The 16938-nt window shown below is 64.6% G+C and carries 18 protein-coding genes; 8 read left to right on the top strand and 10 right to left on the bottom strand.

Annotated elements, in window-relative coordinates:
• Positions 1–159 precede the first annotated feature (159 nt).
• The 4 genes from DL237_RS16195 (at position 160) to ald (ending at position 4562) form a co-directional block, all read left to right on the top strand.
• Positions 160–1959: a DNA polymerase III subunit gamma/tau gene (locus DL237_RS16195; protein WP_119400132.1), complete on the top strand. Its 1800-nt coding sequence runs from the start codon at positions 160–162 to the stop codon at positions 1957–1959.
• A 167-nt stretch (positions 1960–2126) separates the two neighbouring features.
• Complete coding sequence (locus tag DL237_RS16190) at positions 2127–2471, top strand: YbaB/EbfC family nucleoid-associated protein (RefSeq protein WP_119400182.1); 345 nt, start codon at positions 2127–2129, stop codon at positions 2469–2471.
• Positions 2472–2477: 6 nt separating this feature from the next.
• Positions 2478–3071 carry a recombination mediator RecR gene (gene recR / locus DL237_RS16185; RefSeq protein ID WP_119400131.1) on the top strand — a complete coding sequence of 198 codons (594 nt, stop codon included), beginning with the start codon at positions 2478–2480 and terminating at the stop codon, positions 3069–3071.
• 375 nt (positions 3072–3446) lie between these two features.
• On the top strand, positions 3447–4562 hold the full coding sequence (ald, locus tag DL237_RS16180; RefSeq protein ID WP_119400130.1) for an alanine dehydrogenase: 1116 nt from the start codon (positions 3447–3449) through the stop codon (positions 4560–4562).
• Positions 4563–4629: 67 nt separating this feature from the next.
• Here ald and DL237_RS16175 read toward each other — a convergent pair whose 3' ends face one another.
• Entirely contained in the window at positions 4630–5778 is a 1149-nt protein-coding gene (locus tag DL237_RS16175) for an NAD(P)/FAD-dependent oxidoreductase (protein ID WP_119400129.1), read from the bottom strand.
• Between the two features lie 164 nt (positions 5779–5942).
• The gene (locus tag DL237_RS16170) at positions 5943–6710 is read right to left on the bottom strand and encodes a DUF1013 domain-containing protein (RefSeq protein WP_119400128.1); all 768 of its coding nucleotides are present in this window, start codon (positions 6708–6710) and stop codon (positions 5943–5945) included.
• A gap of 133 nt (positions 6711–6843) precedes the next feature.
• On the opposite strand from DL237_RS16170, the gene DL237_RS16165 reads away from it, so the two are divergent.
• The gene (locus DL237_RS16165; RefSeq protein ID WP_233545023.1) at positions 6844–7527 is read left to right on the top strand and encodes a ribonuclease T2; all 684 of its coding nucleotides are present in this window, start codon (positions 6844–6846) and stop codon (positions 7525–7527) included.
• Here DL237_RS16165 and DL237_RS16160 read toward each other — a convergent pair.
• The 3 genes from DL237_RS16160 to DL237_RS16150 all read right to left on the bottom strand — a co-directional run bounded on the left by DL237_RS16160 (position 7524) and on the right by DL237_RS16150 (position 10236).
• Positions 7524–8306, bottom strand: coding sequence for an SDR family NAD(P)-dependent oxidoreductase (locus tag DL237_RS16160; protein ID WP_119400126.1), 783 nt, complete (start codon positions 8304–8306; stop codon positions 7524–7526). The genes DL237_RS16165 and DL237_RS16160 overlap by 4 nt on opposite strands.
• A 126-nt stretch (positions 8307–8432) precedes the next feature.
• Entirely contained in the window at positions 8433–9407 is a 975-nt protein-coding gene (locus tag DL237_RS16155) for an NAD(P)H-quinone oxidoreductase (RefSeq protein WP_119400125.1), read from the bottom strand.
• Positions 9408–9522: 115 nt separating this feature from the next.
• Positions 9523–10236, bottom strand: a complete 714-nt coding sequence (locus DL237_RS16150; protein WP_119400124.1) for a COQ9 family protein — start codon at positions 10234–10236, stop codon at positions 9523–9525.
• Positions 10237–10397: 161 nt separating this feature from the next.
• Between DL237_RS16150 and rpsU the strand changes: the two genes are divergently transcribed.
• A complete protein-coding gene (gene rpsU / locus DL237_RS16145) occupies positions 10398–10604 on the top strand; it encodes a 30S ribosomal protein S21 (protein WP_085306716.1) in 207 nt (68 codons plus the stop codon).
• A 413-nt stretch (positions 10605–11017) separates the two neighbouring features.
• On the top strand, positions 11018–11743 hold the full coding sequence (locus DL237_RS16140) for a hypothetical protein (RefSeq protein ID WP_119400123.1): 726 nt from the start codon (positions 11018–11020) through the stop codon (positions 11741–11743).
• Positions 11744–11746: 3 nt separating this feature from the next.
• Here the strand turns inward: DL237_RS16140 and DL237_RS16135 are convergent, their stop codons facing one another.
• Entirely contained in the window at positions 11747–12205 is a 459-nt protein-coding gene (locus DL237_RS16135) for an Lrp/AsnC family transcriptional regulator (protein ID WP_119400122.1), read from the bottom strand.
• Positions 12206–12330: 125 nt separating this feature from the next.
• Entirely contained in the window at positions 12331–12783 is a 453-nt protein-coding gene (gene mscL, locus DL237_RS16130) for a large conductance mechanosensitive channel protein MscL (protein ID WP_119400121.1), read from the bottom strand.
• A 168-nt stretch (positions 12784–12951) separates the two neighbouring features.
• Between mscL and DL237_RS16125 the strand changes: the two genes are divergently transcribed.
• A complete protein-coding gene (locus DL237_RS16125) occupies positions 12952–13644 on the top strand; it encodes a glutathione S-transferase family protein (RefSeq protein ID WP_119400120.1) in 693 nt (230 codons plus the stop codon).
• Between the two features lie 132 nt (positions 13645–13776).
• Here DL237_RS16125 and DL237_RS16120 read toward each other — a convergent pair whose 3' ends face one another.
• The 3 genes from DL237_RS16120 to DL237_RS16110 all read right to left on the bottom strand — a co-directional run bounded on the left by DL237_RS16120 (position 13777) and on the right by DL237_RS16110 (position 16879).
• Positions 13777–14070 carry an alkylphosphonate utilization protein gene (locus tag DL237_RS16120; RefSeq protein ID WP_119400119.1) on the bottom strand — a complete coding sequence of 98 codons (294 nt, stop codon included), beginning with the start codon at positions 14068–14070 and terminating at the stop codon, positions 13777–13779.
• 123 nt (positions 14071–14193) lie between these two features.
• Positions 14194–16593: a phenylalanine--tRNA ligase subunit beta gene (gene pheT / locus DL237_RS16115; protein ID WP_119400118.1), complete on the bottom strand. Its 2400-nt coding sequence runs from the start codon at positions 16591–16593 to the stop codon at positions 14194–14196.
• 4 nt (positions 16594–16597) lie between these two features.
• On the bottom strand, positions 16598–16879 hold the full coding sequence (locus tag DL237_RS16110) for a YrhK family protein (protein ID WP_119400181.1): 282 nt from the start codon (positions 16877–16879) through the stop codon (positions 16598–16600).
• Between the last annotated feature and the right edge of the window lie 59 nt (positions 16880–16938).

Genomic DNA, 16938 nt, shown 5'->3' with positions numbered 1-16938 from the left:
GGCCAATGTGCGAAACAGGGATATGGTTCCCTCGCAGCATCTCGCTGCCGGGAGACCCGGCGTCGCCGTTGGCGGTGGACGCTGACTGCGCTGCCCTTTAACCTTGGGGCGACACCCACCACCGGCCCCGTGCCGGACCGCTACCGGAACAGGCCCCGCATGACTGAAACCGAGCAGACATCCCCTGGCGCCTACCAGGTTCTGGCCCGCAAGTACCGGCCGGAAACCTTTGCCGACCTGGTCGGTCAGGACGCAATGGTGCGCACCCTCAAGAACGCCTTTGCCTCTGACAGGATCGCGCAGGCCTTCATCATGACAGGCATCCGTGGCACCGGGAAAACCACGACGGCACGGATCATCGCCAAGGGGATCAACTGTATCGGCCCCGACGGAAACGGCGGACCCACCACCGAACCTTGTGGCAAATGCGAACACTGCCGCGCCATCATGGAGGGGCGGCACGTCGACGTGATGGAGATGGACGCGGCCTCCAACACCTCGGTCAACGACATCCGAGAAATCATCGACAGCGTGAATTACCGCGCCGCATCAGCGCGTTACAAGATCTATATCATCGATGAGGTGCACATGCTCTCGACCAGCGCCTTCAACGCGCTGCTCAAGACGCTCGAAGAACCGCCGGCACATGTGAAATTCATCTTTGCCACCACTGAAATCCGCAAGGTGCCGGTCACCGTGCTGTCGCGCTGCCAGCGTTTCGACCTGCGCCGCATCGAACCCGAAGTGATGATTGCCCTGCTGGAAAAGATCGCAGGGCGCGAAAAAGCCGAGATCACGCAGGATGCGCTGGCACTGATCTGTCGTGCGGCCGAAGGGTCGGCGCGCGACGCGACATCGTTGCTGGATCAGGCGATTTCCCACGGGGCAGGCGAAACCACGGCAGAGCAGGTGCGTGCCATGCTCGGGCTGGCCGACCGCGGCCGGGTGATGGACCTGTACGAGATGATCATGCGGGGCGATGCCGCCGCTGCGCTGACCGAGCTTTCGGGGCAATACGCGGCGGGCGCCGATCCGCTGGCGGTGCTGCGCGACCTGGCTGAAATCACCCACTGGATCAGCGTGGTCAAGATCACGCCAGACGCTGCCGAGGACCCGACCATCAGCCCGGACGAACGCGCACGGGGCGTTGATCTGGCGGCCCGCCTGCCCATGCGATCAATGACGCGCATGTGGCAAATGTTGTTGAAAGCACTGGAAGAAGTTTCTCTGGCTCCCAACGCGATGATGGCTGCGGAAATGGCCGTGATACGCCTGACGCATGTCGCGGAACTGCCCGCGCCAGAAGAGCTGGTGCGCAAGCTGAAGGATACGCCGAGGCCGGATGACGCCCCCGGTGGCGGAGGTGGCAACCCGGGCGGCGGTGGCAGACCCGTGCAGGGCACGGGCGCGCCTGCGGCGGGCGGGGGGGCCTCGGCTTACGCCTCGGCCGGCATCGGCGGCGGCGGCGCCCAAGCCTCGGGTGGCGCAAATGCGCTGCGCGCGCAGGACGTCGACCAGGCCTTGTCACGCTATCCCAGCTTTGACCATGTTATCGAACTGATCCGGTCGAACCGCGACATGAAGCTGCTGGTGGAGGTCGAGAATGGCATCCGCCTCATCTCCTACAGACCGGGAAGGATTGAGTTTTCTCCGGCACCCGGCGCACCGAAGGACCTGTCACAGCGCCTCGGCTCGCGGCTGCAGCTGTGGACCGGGAACCGCTGGGCGGTGGTGCTGGGAAACGAGAATGCCGAGGAAACGATCGCCGACAAACGCGATGCCAAGGCGCGCGAGCTGAAGGCCGCCGCGGCCGATCACCCGATGCTTAAAGCCCTGTTCGAGGCCTTTCCGAAATCCGAGATTACAGGCGTCCGCACATTGCAGGATATCAGCGCAGAAGTGCAGGCAGAGGCGTTGCCGGAGGTCGATGACGAATGGGATCCGTTTGAGGACGACTAAGGCGAAACCTCTGAAAACAGCGGTCTTTTGACCAAATCAGGCGTTTTGTCGCTGCGCCCGCCGGCGTGCCCCTTGCACTGGCCACGGCGGGCCGCGATATGGAACGAGAAACCAGTTTCGGGGTCAGGCCGTTGCGCCCGCGCCCCTGTAAATCAAGGAGAATGATGATGTTCAAGGGCCTCGGTCAAATGGGTGACATGGCGAAAATGATGAAGGCCGCCAAGGAGATGCAGACCAAGGTGACGGATCTGCAGGAAGAGCTGCACAACATCACCGTCACGGGCGAAAGCGGCGCGGGCCTGGTCAAGGCCGTTGCCAGCGCCAAAGGCGACCTGAAGAGCCTGGACATCGACCCGTCGATCTTCAACAGCGACGACAAGGAAGTGGTCGAGGATCTGATCCTGGCCGCCATCAAGGATGCCCAGGCCAAGGCCGCCGAACGGTCGCAGGAAGAAATGGGCAAGATCACCGAAGGCCTTGGTTTGCCTGCAGATTTCAAGATGCCGTTCTAGGCTGCCATGAGCGCCTCACGCGATATAGATGCGCTGATCGACATGATGGCGCGGCTGCCCGGGCTGGGGCCGCGCAGCGCCCGTCGGGCCGTTTTGCAGATGATCCGCAAGCGGGAACTGTTGCTGACGCCGCTGGCCGACCTGATGCACCAGGTCGCGGTGACGGTGCGCGAATGCGATCGCTGCGGCAACCTGGGCGGTGCACGGATCTGCGATATCTGCGCCAGCGAAAAGCGCGCGAATTCAGAGCTTTGCGTGGTCGAGGACGTCGCTGACCTTTGGGCGATGGAGCGCGGGGCGAGCTTTCACGGCCGGTATCATGTGCTGGGCGGGACGCTGAGCGCGCTGGATGCCGTCGGCCCGGACGATTTGCGCATCCCTCTTCTGGTGCAACGCATTGAAGAGGAAGGCATTTCAGAGGTCATTCTGGCCCTGAACGCCACCGTTGACGGGCAGACCACGGCGCATTACATCGCCGACCAGCTGGAAGGCCGCGTGCGGCTGACATCGCTGGCGCAGGGGGTGCCGATCGGCGGCGAGCTGGACTATCTGGACGATGGGACGATCACCGCCGCGCTGCGGGCGCGCAAGGATATCTGACACCGACGTCGGCATTTGCGCCCGGGAGACGGCTAAGCCCCTGATTTCGCAGAATGTCGACGTCGGTATTTGAACGGTATCTGAGCGGTATCCGAACGGTGTCATTTCAAATGCCGCCAACAGAGAGGCCCGGCTTGATGCCGGGCTTTTTTCTGCGCTGCAGGGGTAGATGCGGCGGCGCAGCATCCTCCCAGATAGGCTCCGATATGGCGGAGCAGATCCCTCCGTTATCCCAATCGCGCGAAGAAACTTGCAGAAACCGGGCCAATCATCGAATTTTTCACCTGTTACAGCGCAAATTTCCCCTTGAGAAATCAAGGAAATCCCCCGGCAGTCTGTCATCATGGGGTCATCGCCCAACACAGGAGCCAGACCATGCGCATCGGATGCCCCAAGGAAATCAAGAACCATGAATATCGCGTCGGCCTGACGCCGGAAAGCGCGGCGGAGCTGATCGCCCATGGTCATGAGGTGGTGATCGAGACCGGCGCCGGTGCAGGCATCGGTGCGTCGGACGTCGAATATACCGGCGCCGGTGCGACGCTCGGCACTGTCGAGGACGTCTTTGCCTGCGATATCGTCGTCAAGGTCAAGGAACCGCAGGCGGAGGAACGCAAGCGGCTGCGCCCCGGTCAGGTCCTGTACACCTATCTGCACCTGGCGCCCGATGCGCCGCAGACCCGCGACCTGCTGGACAGCGGCGCGACCTGCATCGCCTACGAGACGGTCACGTCGGCCAGTGGCGGGTTGCCCCTGCTGAAACCGATGAGCCAGGTTGCGGGGCGCATGTCGGTGCAGGCGGGCGCGCATGTGATGGAAAAGGCGCAAGGCGGCCGGGGTGTGTTGCTGGGCGGCGTGCCGGGCGTTGCGCCGGGCAAGGTGGTGATCATCGGCGGCGGTGTCGTCGGGCGCAATGCCGCCGCGATGGCGGTGGGTCTGGGTGCCGAGGTGGTGCTGCTGGACCGGTCGAATGATGTGCTGGAGGGGATCGACGCCCAGTTCGGCGGGCGGGTGAAGACGCAGTATTCGACGCGTACCGCGCTGGAAACGGTGCTGGCCACCGCCGATCTGGTCATCGGCGCCGTGCTGATCCCCGGTGCCGCAGCGCCCAAGCTGGTGACGCGCGAAATGCTGGGCACGATGCAGAAAGGCGCGGTCGTCGTCGACGTGGCCATTGATCAGGGCGGCTGCTTCGAGTCATCGCGTGCCACGACCCATGCCGACCCGACCTATGTCGAAGAGGACGTGGTGCATTACTGCGTCGCCAACATGCCGGGCGGCGTGGCCCGCACCTCGACCTATGCGCTGAACAACGCGACGCTGCCGCATCTGCTGCGCATCGCGGACAAGGGCGTGCGCGCGGCATTGCAGGCCGATCCGCACCTGATGGCCGGGCTGAACGTCGCTGCCGGGCGGATCACCTGCGCCCCGGTGGCCGAGGCGCAGGGGCTGGAATTTCTGGCCGCCGACAAGGCGCTGGACCTGGTCTGAGCCGCCGGTGCAGGCAACCGGCCCAGCCTGTGAGGGCGGGCCGGTTCCACCTTATTCAGCGGCGACCTTATTCAGCAGCGACGGCGGGCGTATTGGCCCAGTCGGGCAGCGCCCGCCCCGTCGCCAGCAGCGCGCCGAGACGCCCGAGTTCGTCCGAGTTCTTGGCCCCCCGGCCACATCCGGCAAAGGCCGTAAAGACGTTGTCGGACAGCGCCTTGTAGTGGGGGATATTGTCCGGCGTGAAGGTCGTCACGCAGGGCATCGTGGACACGGAGGCGATGTCGAGGCTGGGCATCCGGTCGCGCAGAAACCCTTCGATCTGCGCACCGACGCGGGCCGACCCACCCGAGCGATACCAGTCGGTGAAATCGGCGGGCGTTTCCAGCGCCACGTCCACCGTGTCGCCGCCCATCTTGAGGTACATCTTGCCATCGGGATAGCGGATCGGGGGCAGCAGATAGGGGTCTTCGCCATTCGGCAGCAGGACGATCAGGGTCGGCATCTGCGCCAGACGCTCCGCCTCGGCCTGCGACACCTCGAACAGCACGGCGGTCCGGGCAAAGGCCTGAAACGGCAGCGCATCGCCCGTCAGGGCGCGGGTAAAGCCGCCCGTGGCGATCAGGGCGCGGTCGGCGTGAAGGGTGCCGTCGCTGAGCCGCAGCGTGACGCCTGCGCCGGTGTCATCAATCCCTTGCACCACGTCGCGCAGCAGCGTCGCGCCCTGCGCGGTGGCGGCGGTGATCTGCGCGCGCACCAGTTCGCGCGGGTTGATATGCCCGGCATTGCTGCGCTCAAGAAAGCCGACGGTGCCGGGGTGAAAGTCGAAATAGGGAAACCGGGCCGCAAGTTCGGCGTCGCGCAGTACCTCGCAGGGGACACTGTCGCGCAGGCGGGTGCTGTCGAGGCGCTGCATCTGCGGGGTGCCTTCGGGCCCGGCCATCAGGGACCCGGCCTCGGTGAAAAAGCGCACGCCGCTGGTGGCCTCGATCTCGCGGTAGCGGGCGATAGAGGCGCGCGACACCCTGCTCCAGAAGATCCACGGGTCGAGCTGACGGGTGATGCGCCCGGCGTCATAATGGCTGGCGAAGGGGCCGGTATGGGTGGCGGGATCGGTGGGTTCATCCGGGCCGATCAGCGTGACCTCGTGCCCCTCCAGCGTTAGGTGGCGGGCGGCGGCGGCACCGATCATTCCGGCGCCAACTACGGCAATGTGCATGGGCGGTGTCCTTGTCGTGATCCTGTCTGCCGGCAGGTTTGACAGGACAGGCGGCGGGCGCAAGCCCCTGCCCCCCCGGACACGGCAAAACACCCCGAATGCAAAAGACCCGGAGCTTTTCAGCGCCGGGTCCTGCAAAAGTATCAGACGGTGGGGCCGTGGCCTTATTCGTCGTCGTCTTCGTCGTCGTCCTCACCGCCCTTGGGCAGGTTGAACAGGCTGTCGGCGTCGTATTCGGGCTTTTTCTTGTACTCGTCGTCGTCATCATCGTGGTCATTGGATAACGTGAAGGTTTCCAGACCTTCGATGGCGGTCGGCATCCGCGATTCGGTTTCCATCCCGAGGCTCTGCTCGGTCGAGAGCAGTTTGCGGCGCTCGTCATCGGTCATCGCGGCCCCGTCGGCGGCCCGTTTCTGCGCGGCCTTCTGAACGGCGGCATCCAGTTCGGTCTGCTTGCAGAGCCCGAGCGCAACCGGGTCGATCGGCTGCATGTTGCCAATGTTCCAGTGGGTGCGTTCACGGATCGACTGGATCGTCGGCTTGGTGGTGCCGACCAGCTTGGCAATCTGGCCATCGGTCAGCTCGGGGTGGAATTTCACCAGCCAGAGGATCGCGTTCGGACGGTCCTGGCGTTTGGACAGCGGCGTGTAGCGCGGGCCACGACGCTTTTCCTCGCCCACGGCCGAGGGGTTGAATTTCAGCTTGAGGCGGTTGGTCGGATCGGCCTCGGCGCGATCGATGTCTTCCTGGTCCAGCTGGTTGTTCGCAACGGGGTCGAACCCCTTGACGCCAGCGGCGACATCGCCGTCGGCGATGCCCTGGACCTCAAGCTCGTGCATGCCGGTGAAATCGGCAATCTGCTTGAAGGTCATCGTGGTGTTGTCCACCAGCCAGACCGCGGTGGCCTTGGCCATGAGAGGTTTGCCAGTCATGTCGAAACTCCTGAACGTCAAATCTTCCCCGCTGCCTGGCGGGACCAGGCGCACCGCCGGGGCGATGCAGGTTACCGTTGTGGGGGAACTTGGCCGCTATATAGTCAGCTTTGCACGGAAATGGAAGAGTCGAATGCGCAGGCACCTTATTCGCAGGGCGATGACCCTGGCACGCGACCTGGCCCTGTTGCTGAGCGCCGCCCTGTCGCTGGCCCCTGCGGCGCGGGCCGGGGACGTGGCGGGCCGTTTCGATTACTACGTGCTGTCGCTGAGCTGGTCGCCGGGATGGTGCGCGGCGCAGGGGCGCGCGTCGGGTTCGGCGCAATGTGCACCGGGCAAGGCGTTCGGCTGGGTGCTGCATGGTCTGTGGCCGCAGAACGAGGTCGGCTATCCCGCCGATTGCGCCAGCCCCCTGCCCGACCCGAGCCGCGCCGAGACGGCGGCGATGGCCGATATCATGGGCACCGGCAGCCTGGCCTGGCACGAATGGCAAAAGCATGGGCGCTGTTCGGGCCTGAGCGCACAGGCCTATTTCGCGCTGTCGCGCCGGGCCTATGACAGCGTCACGCGCCCGGCGCTGCTGCGCGCGGTGCCCCGCGACCTGCGCCTGCCTGCCAGCACCATCGAGGCCGCGTTTCTTGAGGAAAATCCGCAGCTTGAGGCGGATGGGCTGACCATCACCTGCAAGGCCGGCCGGATACAGGAGGCGCGGATCTGCCTGACGAAGTGGCTGGACCCACGCCCCTGCGCGCCCGATACCCGGCGCGATTGCCGCGCGACGGATGCGCTGTTTCACAGCCTGGGCGGGTCGGATTAGAGCGTATCGACCACACCGCCATCGACCCGCAGCGAAGCGCCCGTCGTGGCGGAACTGAGCGGCGAGACGGCATAGAGAGCCATGTTGGCGACCTCCTCGACCGTGGCGGCGCGCTGGATGATCGAACTGGGACGGTTCTGCATGACGAAATCGCGCGCCGCATCCTCGACGCTTTGGCCGGCCTCGGGGTTCAGGCCTTCGGTCATGCCGTCGGACAGGGTCGGCCCCGGCAGCAGCGAATTGACGGTCACGCCGGTGCCTGCCAGCCGCTTGGCCAGACCGCGCGCCAGCGCGACGTAGGCGGCCTTGGTCACACCGTAGTGAATCATGTCGGCGGGGATGTTGAAGGCCGATTCCGAGCCGAGGAACAGAACCCGGCCCCAGCCGCGGTCGACCATGCCCGGCGTGAGGGCGCGGGACAGACGCACGCCGCCCATGACGTTCACGTCCCAGTATTTCTGCCAAAGCGAATCCTCGGCCTCGAAGAAGTCCTGCGGACCGAAAATACCGGCATTGTTGATCAGGATGTCGACCGGACCGAGGTGAGAGAGCAGGGCATCGCAGGCCTCGGGCACCGACAGGTCGGCGGCGATCCCGCCGAGCGCGGCATCGGGCAACGCCGATTGCAGCGCATCGACGGCCTGCTGCACACTGTCTTCGCTGCGCCCGTTCAGGGTCACGCGGGCCCCGCATTCGGCCAGACGGCTGGCGATACCATAGCCGATGCCCCCGGTGGACCCGGTGACGAGGGCGTGCTTGCCTGAAAGATCAATCTGCATGGGCTTTCCTTTCGAATCTGCGCGCCTGTGAAACAGGCATGTGATCCCAACGGATTGCCCCCCTGCACCGTTCCGTCGGCACAGGGGAACGATGCAGGGGAACGGTGCAGAGACAAAGCGGAAGGGTCAGCCGCCGATGTTCAACACGATCTTGCCGATGTGGGTCGAGGATTCCATGTGGGCATGGGCATCCGCGGCACGGTCCATCGGGTATTCGCTGTCCATCACCGGGGCCAGCCGCCCCGCCGCCAGCATCGGCCAGACCTGTTCGCGCAGCGCCTCGGCGATCTCGGCCTTGGCCTGATCGGTTTGCGGACGCAGGGTAGAGCCTGTCACGGTCAGGCGCTTCGCCATGATCTGGGCAAAGTTCACCTCGGCCTTGGCGCCGCCGAGGAAGGCGATCATCACCAGCCGCCCATCGGGTTTCAGGGTCTGGATGTTGCGCGGGATGTAATCCCCGCCGACCATGTCGAGGATGACATCGGCGCCCCCCGCATCGGCCAGCACGCTGGTATAATCCTCGGTCTTGTAGTTGATCGCGCGTTCGGCGCCCAGCGAGACGCAGGCATCGCATTTTTCGGCCGAGCCGGCCGTTGCAAAGACCCGCGCCCCGAACAGGTGCGCAAGCTGGATGGCCGTGGTGCCGATGCCGGAGGAGCCGCCGTGCACGAGGAACGTTTCCCCCCCGCGCAGTCCACCGCGCATGAACACGTTGGTCCAGACCGTGAAAAAGGTTTCGGGCAGACAGGCCGCCTGGGCCATCGACATGCCTTCGGGCACCGGCAGGCAATGCGCCCAGGGGGTGACCACCTCTTCGGCGTAGCCGCCGCCGGGCAGCAGGGCACAGACACGCTGGCCCATGGCGGTTTCAGGGACACCCTGACCCACGGCAACCACCTGGCCTGATGCCTCGAGACCGGGAAGGTCGCTGGCACCGGGGGGCGGCGCATAGGCGCCCGCCCGTTGCAGCGCGTCGGGGCGGTTGACCCCGGCGTAGGCCACACGCAGACGGACCTGCCCGGGGCCGGGCGCCGGCACCTCGCGTTCGCCCAGCACCAGAACCTCCGGTCCACCCGGTTTGGAAATCTCGATCACCCGCATATGAGGTGCTCCCTTCGTCTTGAACTTGTCTGATCGTGTCGTTCTGACGCGCGTCGTCGCGCCCTGCCACCCCCCGCGCCATTGCCGCGCAGTGGCAGGGATGACCCTTGGCGACCTATTGCCCGAAAGAGCCGGGCATGTCGTTGGGCCGCTGCGGCGCGCGCAGACGCGACAGCAGTGCCATCGGCCCCTTGGCGAGCGCCTGTCCGAGGCGGCTGTCGGACATACGGGCCTTGGCCTTTTCGAACTGCATGACACCGGCGATGCGACGATCGAGGAAATCCCACGTCGCCTGCTGGCCCAGCGAATCATCCCCGAGCCAGTAGAGGACGGTCGCGGAATAGACACCGGAGAGGGTCATCCGCTTGGTGTACCAGTTGACGTCATCGGAGGTATCGCCAAGAGCCCGCCAGACCGCATCCGCGCTGCCCCAGACCGCCTTTGCCCCATCCGAGGCATTTTGCGGCAGGGCGAACAGGGTAGCGCCCCGGCGCACCAGTTCGCGGTCGGCCAGTTCAAGCCGGATGCGGATCGCGCGGGCCACCTTTTCGCTGTAGCGCAGGCCGGAGTGATCCTCGGCCGCGAAACGGCGTACCATCTCGGCGTCGCCCCGCTTGTGATAAGCCAGCGCGAGGTCAATGGCGCCACGGGGATAGAGCGCCCTGGCCAACCCCATGGGCACCTCGGCGTCGGCGGCGGCGGCTTTCAGCGTGGCCTCGCTCCAGCCGTCGAAGGGGACGTGGGTCAGCGCCGCATCCAGCAACAGGTCGGCGGCGCCGTGCGGGTGATCGGGGTCGGTTTCAGCGTCGAATTGGGTATCGTCCGTCATGCTGTTTCTCCTTTTCCGCTGTCCGGCGGGCAACTGGCCCACCGCGCACGCACGGCCAAGGGGGCACGCGCGGCGATACTGGACAAATAGGGCGGCCATTGCTATACGGCCACTTCCTGCAATCTGATGCAACTCTAACTTAGGAAGGTGGTGACAACCACATGCAGGTCAGTGTTCGCGACAATAACGTCGACCAGGCCCTTCGGGCCCTGAAGAAAAAGCTGCAGCGCGAAGGCGTGTTCCGCGAAATGAAGCTCAAGCAACATTTCGAGAAACCGTCCGAGAAGAAAGCGCGCGAGAAAGCCGAAGCGATCCGTCGTGCCCGTAAATTGGCACGTAAGAAATTGCAACGCGAAGGCATGCTCTGAGCGCCTTTTGCCTGAGCTTTTCGTTCAGACGAACCTAAGAAACAGATGATCCCCCGCGGCCAACGCCCGGGGGTTTGTCATTTCCGGGGCCCGCCGCGGCGACGGCCCGGTGAAATGCCCCCCTTTCCACGTCACGGACCCTGCGGCGCGGAAAAGCGGCGCCCTGTCAGGAACAATCCCGTTTCGGCCCGAGGACAGGCTGCGAGGACACGAACCGCGCAATGCGTCCGGCAAATTTCCGCCGAATCATGCGATTCGGCAAAAGTTTTCCAAAATTTTTATGACATTTTCTTGAAATCGGAACTGGACTGTATAGTTCAATTCTCTCCGAGCAGGTCCGAGTCGGCTGCCCGGCCATTTCTTTTGGGCCTTGAAAGAGAGGTCCGCCGCTGATTTCCGAAAGGTCCACCACGATGCCCCGCGCGCGTCTTTTCACGCTTGTTGTTCTTGTGATGTTTGTGGTGGTTCATGCCATCGCCATCCCGGTTGCCCTGATCAATCCCGGCCTGTTCGAAACCTCCCTGGCCCAGGAAGACGGACCGCTGGAATATGGCACGGCGATCTTTCTGCTGGTCTCTGCCCTGCTGCTGATCTGGCGTGGTCGGCAGCTGCAACACCTGGGGCGGCGTTTCGGGGCCGGGCTGACCTGGCTGTATGCGGCACTGTATGCGTTTGTCGCGGGCGAAGAAGTGTCCTGGGGCCAACGGATCTTTGACTGGCAGTCGGGCAGTTTCTTTGTCGAGCACAATTTTCAGGCCGAAACCAACCTGCACAACCTGGTGATCGGCGACACGCAACTGGCCAGCACGATTTTCGGCAACGACCTGACGCCGGTGCTTTTGGCCTACCTCATCCTGCTGCCGATCCTGTACCCGTTGGCGGGCTGGGTGCGCAAATTCGCCAGCGCACTGGCCGTTCCCGTGCCCAGTATGCTGCACGCCGCGCTGGCGATCGTGGCATCGGTGACGATGGTCGTGATCGGGGGCGTCCCGCGCCAGTTCGAATTGTACGAATTCGCCTTCAGCCTGATGTCGCTGATGATTTTCGCCAATCCGCGCAACCCGGATCTGTATGGCGAGGTGTCGCGGCGCGGCACGCGCGAAGAGTCCGCAATGGGCCAGTTCAACCCCGCCGAGTAACCTCTAGACCGGCAGCGCGGTGGTGCGGAAGACGGTGCGCAGCGCAAAGGAACTTTGCATCCGCTGCACACCCGGCAGGCGCGCCAGGCTTTGACGGTGAATGCGCGCGAAATCTTCCGAACTTTCGGCAACGACCTTGAGCAGATAGTCCGCCGTGCCCGCCATGAGGTGACATTCAAGCACCTCGGGCACGCGGGCGACGGCGGTTTCAAATGCCTCCAGCAGCTCGTCCGCCTGTCCCGACAGGCCGATTTCGACGAAGACGGTCGTGGCCAGCTGCATCTTGCGCGCATTCAGCAAGGCAACGTAGTCGCGAATATAGCCATCCTGTTCCAGGCGCTGGACCCGGCGATGACAGGCGGATTGCGACAGGCCGACCTTGTCGGACAGATCGGCGTTGGACATCCGCCCCTGCTTTTGCAGTACACGCAGGATCGAGCGATCCATCTGGTCGAGCGACATCAAGGGTCTCCGGCAATTTCGCTGTTCAGGCGCAGGTTATCCTGCCGGAGAGGGAAGATGCGAGGCGATACATGCGCGGCGCGCAAAAAATGCGCCCCTGCCCACGTATCGCGCCGCACGACGCGCTAGTCCGCCCGTGGCCGGGGGTCGGATTTGAGCACGTCGCGGATTTCCAGCAGCACATCGAGCTGGGTCGGACCGGCGGGCTTTGCCTCGGCGGGGGCGGCCTCTTCCTCGGCCATGACGATGGATTTGGCCTTGTTCAGGTAGCGCACCAGCATGAAGACCACGAAGGCCACGATGAGAAAGTTGATCACGGCCGACAGGAAGGCCCCGTAGGCAAAAACCGCTGCGCCGGCTTCGCGGGCCGCATCCAGATTGTCGTAGGGGCCGCCGCCGGAAAGAATGAAATAGTTGTTGGTGAAATCCAGCCCGCCTGTGAACAGCCCCAGAACCGGGTTCAGCAGGTCCGAGACCATGGATTTGACGATGGCGGTAAAGGCCGCCCCGATGATGATGCCGACAGCCATGTCCATGACATTGCCCTTGGCGATGAAGGCGCGAAATTCTTTCAGCATAGCCCCGTCCTGTGTTGTGGTGACGACCCGCCCCGGTGGGCGATGTGTATTATTTGACCCTGCAATCTGCATCCACGCACCGACTTTTCCAATCGCCTTTGCAGACCCGCGCTGTTTTTTCACCCAGCCCGACGATATATCGAGGGGAATTGGCAACAGGAGGTTCCGATGTTCCCCGACGATTTCTTGATCAACGACAAGTGGCCCGCCCAGAATCCGAAAATCATCCAGCTGTATTCCTTTCCGACGCCGAACGGGGTGAAGGTCTCGATCGCGCTGGAGGAGATGGGGCTGGAATACGAGGCCCACAAGGTGCCGCTGGGCGATGAATTCGTGCGCAGTCCGGAGTTCCTGTCGCTGTCACCGAACAACAAGATCCCCGCCATCATCGACCCGAACGGGCCGGATGGCAGCGTTGTGCAGCTGTTTGAATCCGGCGCGATCCTGATCTACCTGGCCGAAAAGACCGGCAAGCTGATGCCCGTGTCGGGGCCTGGCAAGTACGAGGTGATCAAGTGGCTGATGTGGCAGATGGGCGGTCTGGGTCCGATGCTGGGACAGCTGGGGTATTTCTACAAGTTCGCCGGCAAGGAGATCGAGGATCCCCGCCCCGTCGAGCGTTTCGTGAACGAGGGCAAGCGCCTGCTGAACGTGATCAACACGCAGCTTGAGGGCAAGGACTGGGTGACCGGCGAATTCTCGATCGCGGATATCGCCATTGCGCCCTGGCTGAACGGGATCGCCTTCTACGGCGCCCACGACGTGCTGGAATGGGACAGCTTCGGGAACCTTCAGCCCTATGTCGAGCGGTTCTATGCCCGCCCGGCCGTGGAAAAGGGCAAGAACATTCCTGCGCGCTGAGGCGTGCGGCATCGATTGGAAAGGCGGCCCCCACCGGGGGGTCGCCTTTTTTCATCGCGCCGGTCGGTAGTGAATGCGGGTGCCTCCGGCGGGGGTATTTGAGGCCAGATGACGCGGGAGGCCGCGCATGTGTCAGCGTTTGCGGATAAATTCCGTGCGCAGGACCAGCCCCTTGATCTCGGGGTGGCGACAATCGACTTCGTCGGGGTTGGTGGTCAGGCGGATCGTCTTGATCACCGTGCCTTGTTTCAGGGTCTGACCTGCGCCCTTGACCTTGAGATCCTTGATCAGCACGACCTGGTCACCATCTGCCAGCGGCGTTCCCTGGGAATCCACGACCTGGATCTGGTTGCGCGCGGCGAGGTCTGCGGCGGGCATCCATTCACCCGTCACCTCGTCATAGACATAATCGTCATCGTCGCTCATCACTGGGTCTTTCCTGGGTCGTATCGGGGTTACGGGACGGTGGGGTTACGGGACGTCGGGGTTACGAGACGGCGGGCGGGGCGTCTGAGCCGCAGCGGAGCGCGCCGCCCGTCGATGGGGCAATCAGCCGCGCAGCGTGCCGCCGGTGGCTTTTTCGACCTTTTCGACGATCTTGGCGGAGATCGCTTCGATGTCCTTTTCCTTCAGCGTTGCGTCGCTGGGTTGCAGACGCACCGTCACGGCAAGGCTTTTCTTGCCCTCGCCCAGACTGCCGCCGATGAATTCGTCAAAGACGCGCACGTCGGTGATCAGCGCCTTGTCGGCACCGGCAGCGGCGTTGACCAGGGTCAGCGCCTCGACCGAGGTGTCCACAACGAAGGCGAAGTCACGCTCAACGGCCTGCAGCCCGTTGAGCACCAGCGCGCCGCGCGAAGCGGAGGCGTTGCGCGGCAGCGGAATCTGCTCGGGCCAAATCGAGAAGGCGACGGCTGTGCCCTTGATCCCCATGTCCCGCAGCACCCGGGGGTGCACTTCGCCGAACACGGCCAGCATCTTTTTCGGGCCGAGGCAGATGCGGCCATGGCGACCCGGGTGCCACCAGGTGTCGCCGTCGCGCAGCACCTGCACCTTGGCGGGGGCGCCGATGGCCGACAGGATCGCCTCGGCATCCGCCTTGGCGTCGAAGGTGTCGACGGGGCGCGCCGCGCCGTGCACGTCTTTCGGTGCGGTCTGACCGACCAGCAGACCCGCGACCTGCATCTGCTGTTCGCCGGGTTCGCCGCCATGCCAGATCGCGCCGACCTCGAACAGCGCCATGTCGTTCATGCCGCGCGACTGGTTGCGCGCCGCCGCCTGCAGCAGTCCGGGCAGCAGATCCGGGCGCAGGTGCGACATTTCCGAGGAGATCGGGTTGCCCACCATCGTCGCATCATCGCCGCCGCCGAACAGCGTGGCCGAGGCCTTGTCGATGAAGGAATAGGTGACGCATTCGTTGTAGCCGAGCGCCGCCGCGGTGCGCCGCGCCAGTTGTTCGCGTTTTTGCAGCGGGGTCAGGATGGGTTTGGGCACGCCGGGCGCAAGACGCGGCATCGGCTTCGGCTCAAGATTGGAGAGGGAGGCGATGCGGGCCACTTCCTCGACCAGGTCCGCCTCGCCCTGCACGTCGGGACGCCAGGACGGGACATGGGCCATGTCATCGCCATCCATCACGAAGCCGAGGGCCGTCAGCGTCGCGCGCTGCGTCTCGGCCGGGATGTCCATGCCGACGAGGGAGGAGCAGCGGTCGGTATCGAGGCGGTAGGCGCGCGACACGTCGGGCACGGCACCGGCGACGACCGCCTCGGTGACAGTGCCGCCGCAGAGCGACACGATCAGCGCGCAGGCGCGGTCCAGCGCCTCCATGTTGAAGGCCGGGTCGATACCGCGTTCATTGCGATAGCGCGCGTCGGAGTTGATCTTGAGCGCGCGCCCACCGGTGGCGATCGAAACGGTGTGCCAGTACGCGGCCTCGACGAAGACGTCGGTTGTGTCTTCGGTACAGCCGGACACCTCGCCGCCCATGATGCCGCCGATGCTCTCGACCCCGTTGTCGTCAGAGATGACCAGCACGCCTTCGGGGATCGTGTAGGTCTTTTCGTCCAGCGCCAGCAGTTCTTCTCCGCCCGTGGCGCGGTGGATGCGCAACCCGCCTGCGACCTTGGCCGCATCAAAGACGTGCAGCGGGCGGTTCAGGTCGTAAGTGAACAGGTTGGTCACATCGACGAGGGTCGAAATCGGGCGCAGACCGATGGCGCGCAGCTTGCTCTGCAACCACTCGGGGCTGGGGCCGTTCCTGACGCCCCTGATGACGCGGCCGGCAAAGACGTGGCACCCGTCGGCGGCGCCCGCGTCGATGGTGACGGAGATCGGGCAGGCGCCCTCCTCGGTCAGGGTATAGTCGGGCAGCGCTTTCAGGGTGCCGAGGCCACGCGCGGCCAGATCACGCGCGACACCGTGCACGCCGAGGGCATCGGGGCGGTTCGGCGTGATCGCGATCTCGATCACCGGGTCGACGGTTTCGGGGCGGTTTTCGGCCAGCCAATCCGCGAAATCCTGACCGACCTCGCCGGAGGGCAGTTCGATGATGCCGTTGTGTTCGTCCGACAGCTCCAGCTCCTTCTCCGACGCCATCATGCCGAAGCTTTCGACGCCGCGGATCTTGCCGACGGAAATGGTGATGTCGAGGCCGGGAATATACATGCCCGGTTTCGCCAGAACGACCGTAATCCCGGCGCGCGCGTTCGGGGCGCCGCAGACGATCTGCGTCTCGCCCTCTGCCGTCTGCACCTTGCACACGCGCAGCTTGTCGGCATCGGGGTGCTGCTCGGCCTCGAGCACGCGGGCGATGGTGAAGCCGCGCAGCTTGGCGGTGGGATCCTCGACGCCTTCGACCTCAAGCCCGAGGTCGGTCAGCGCCTCGGTGATTTCGTCCAGCGTGGCGGTGGTGTCGAGGTGTTCTTTCAGCCAGGAGAGGGTGAATTTCATCGGGTCAGTCCTTCAGGCGGGAGGCGAGGTCGTCTTGATCGCCCATACGGTAGAGTTTGATTTCGCGGACCAGCCGCAGCGTCGGTTTGGCGGCAAACAGGAGCGAGCCGATCAGGAACAGCCAGGTGCCGGGGGTCATCAGGCGTTCGGAGAAAAAGAAGATGGAGCCGAGCACGAAGCAGAAGGCCGCGCCGAAATCAACCAGAGTGTAGGCGATCTCGAAGCGGGCATAGAGGCGTTTCGAGTGCTCGGTCCGTTGGCGGTTTTCGTGGCGGAAGAGGGTCATGGGGCTGTCCATTTCAAATTTCCGTAGGGCGGGGTTCACCCCGCCTGTGACGCTGGCGC

It is taken from the genome of Pseudooceanicola sediminis (genome assembly GCF_003575965.1).
Lineage (GTDB): Bacteria > Pseudomonadota > Alphaproteobacteria > Rhodobacterales > Rhodobacteraceae > Pseudooceanicola > Pseudooceanicola sediminis.
This window is presented reverse-complemented; position numbering and strand designations above follow the sequence as displayed.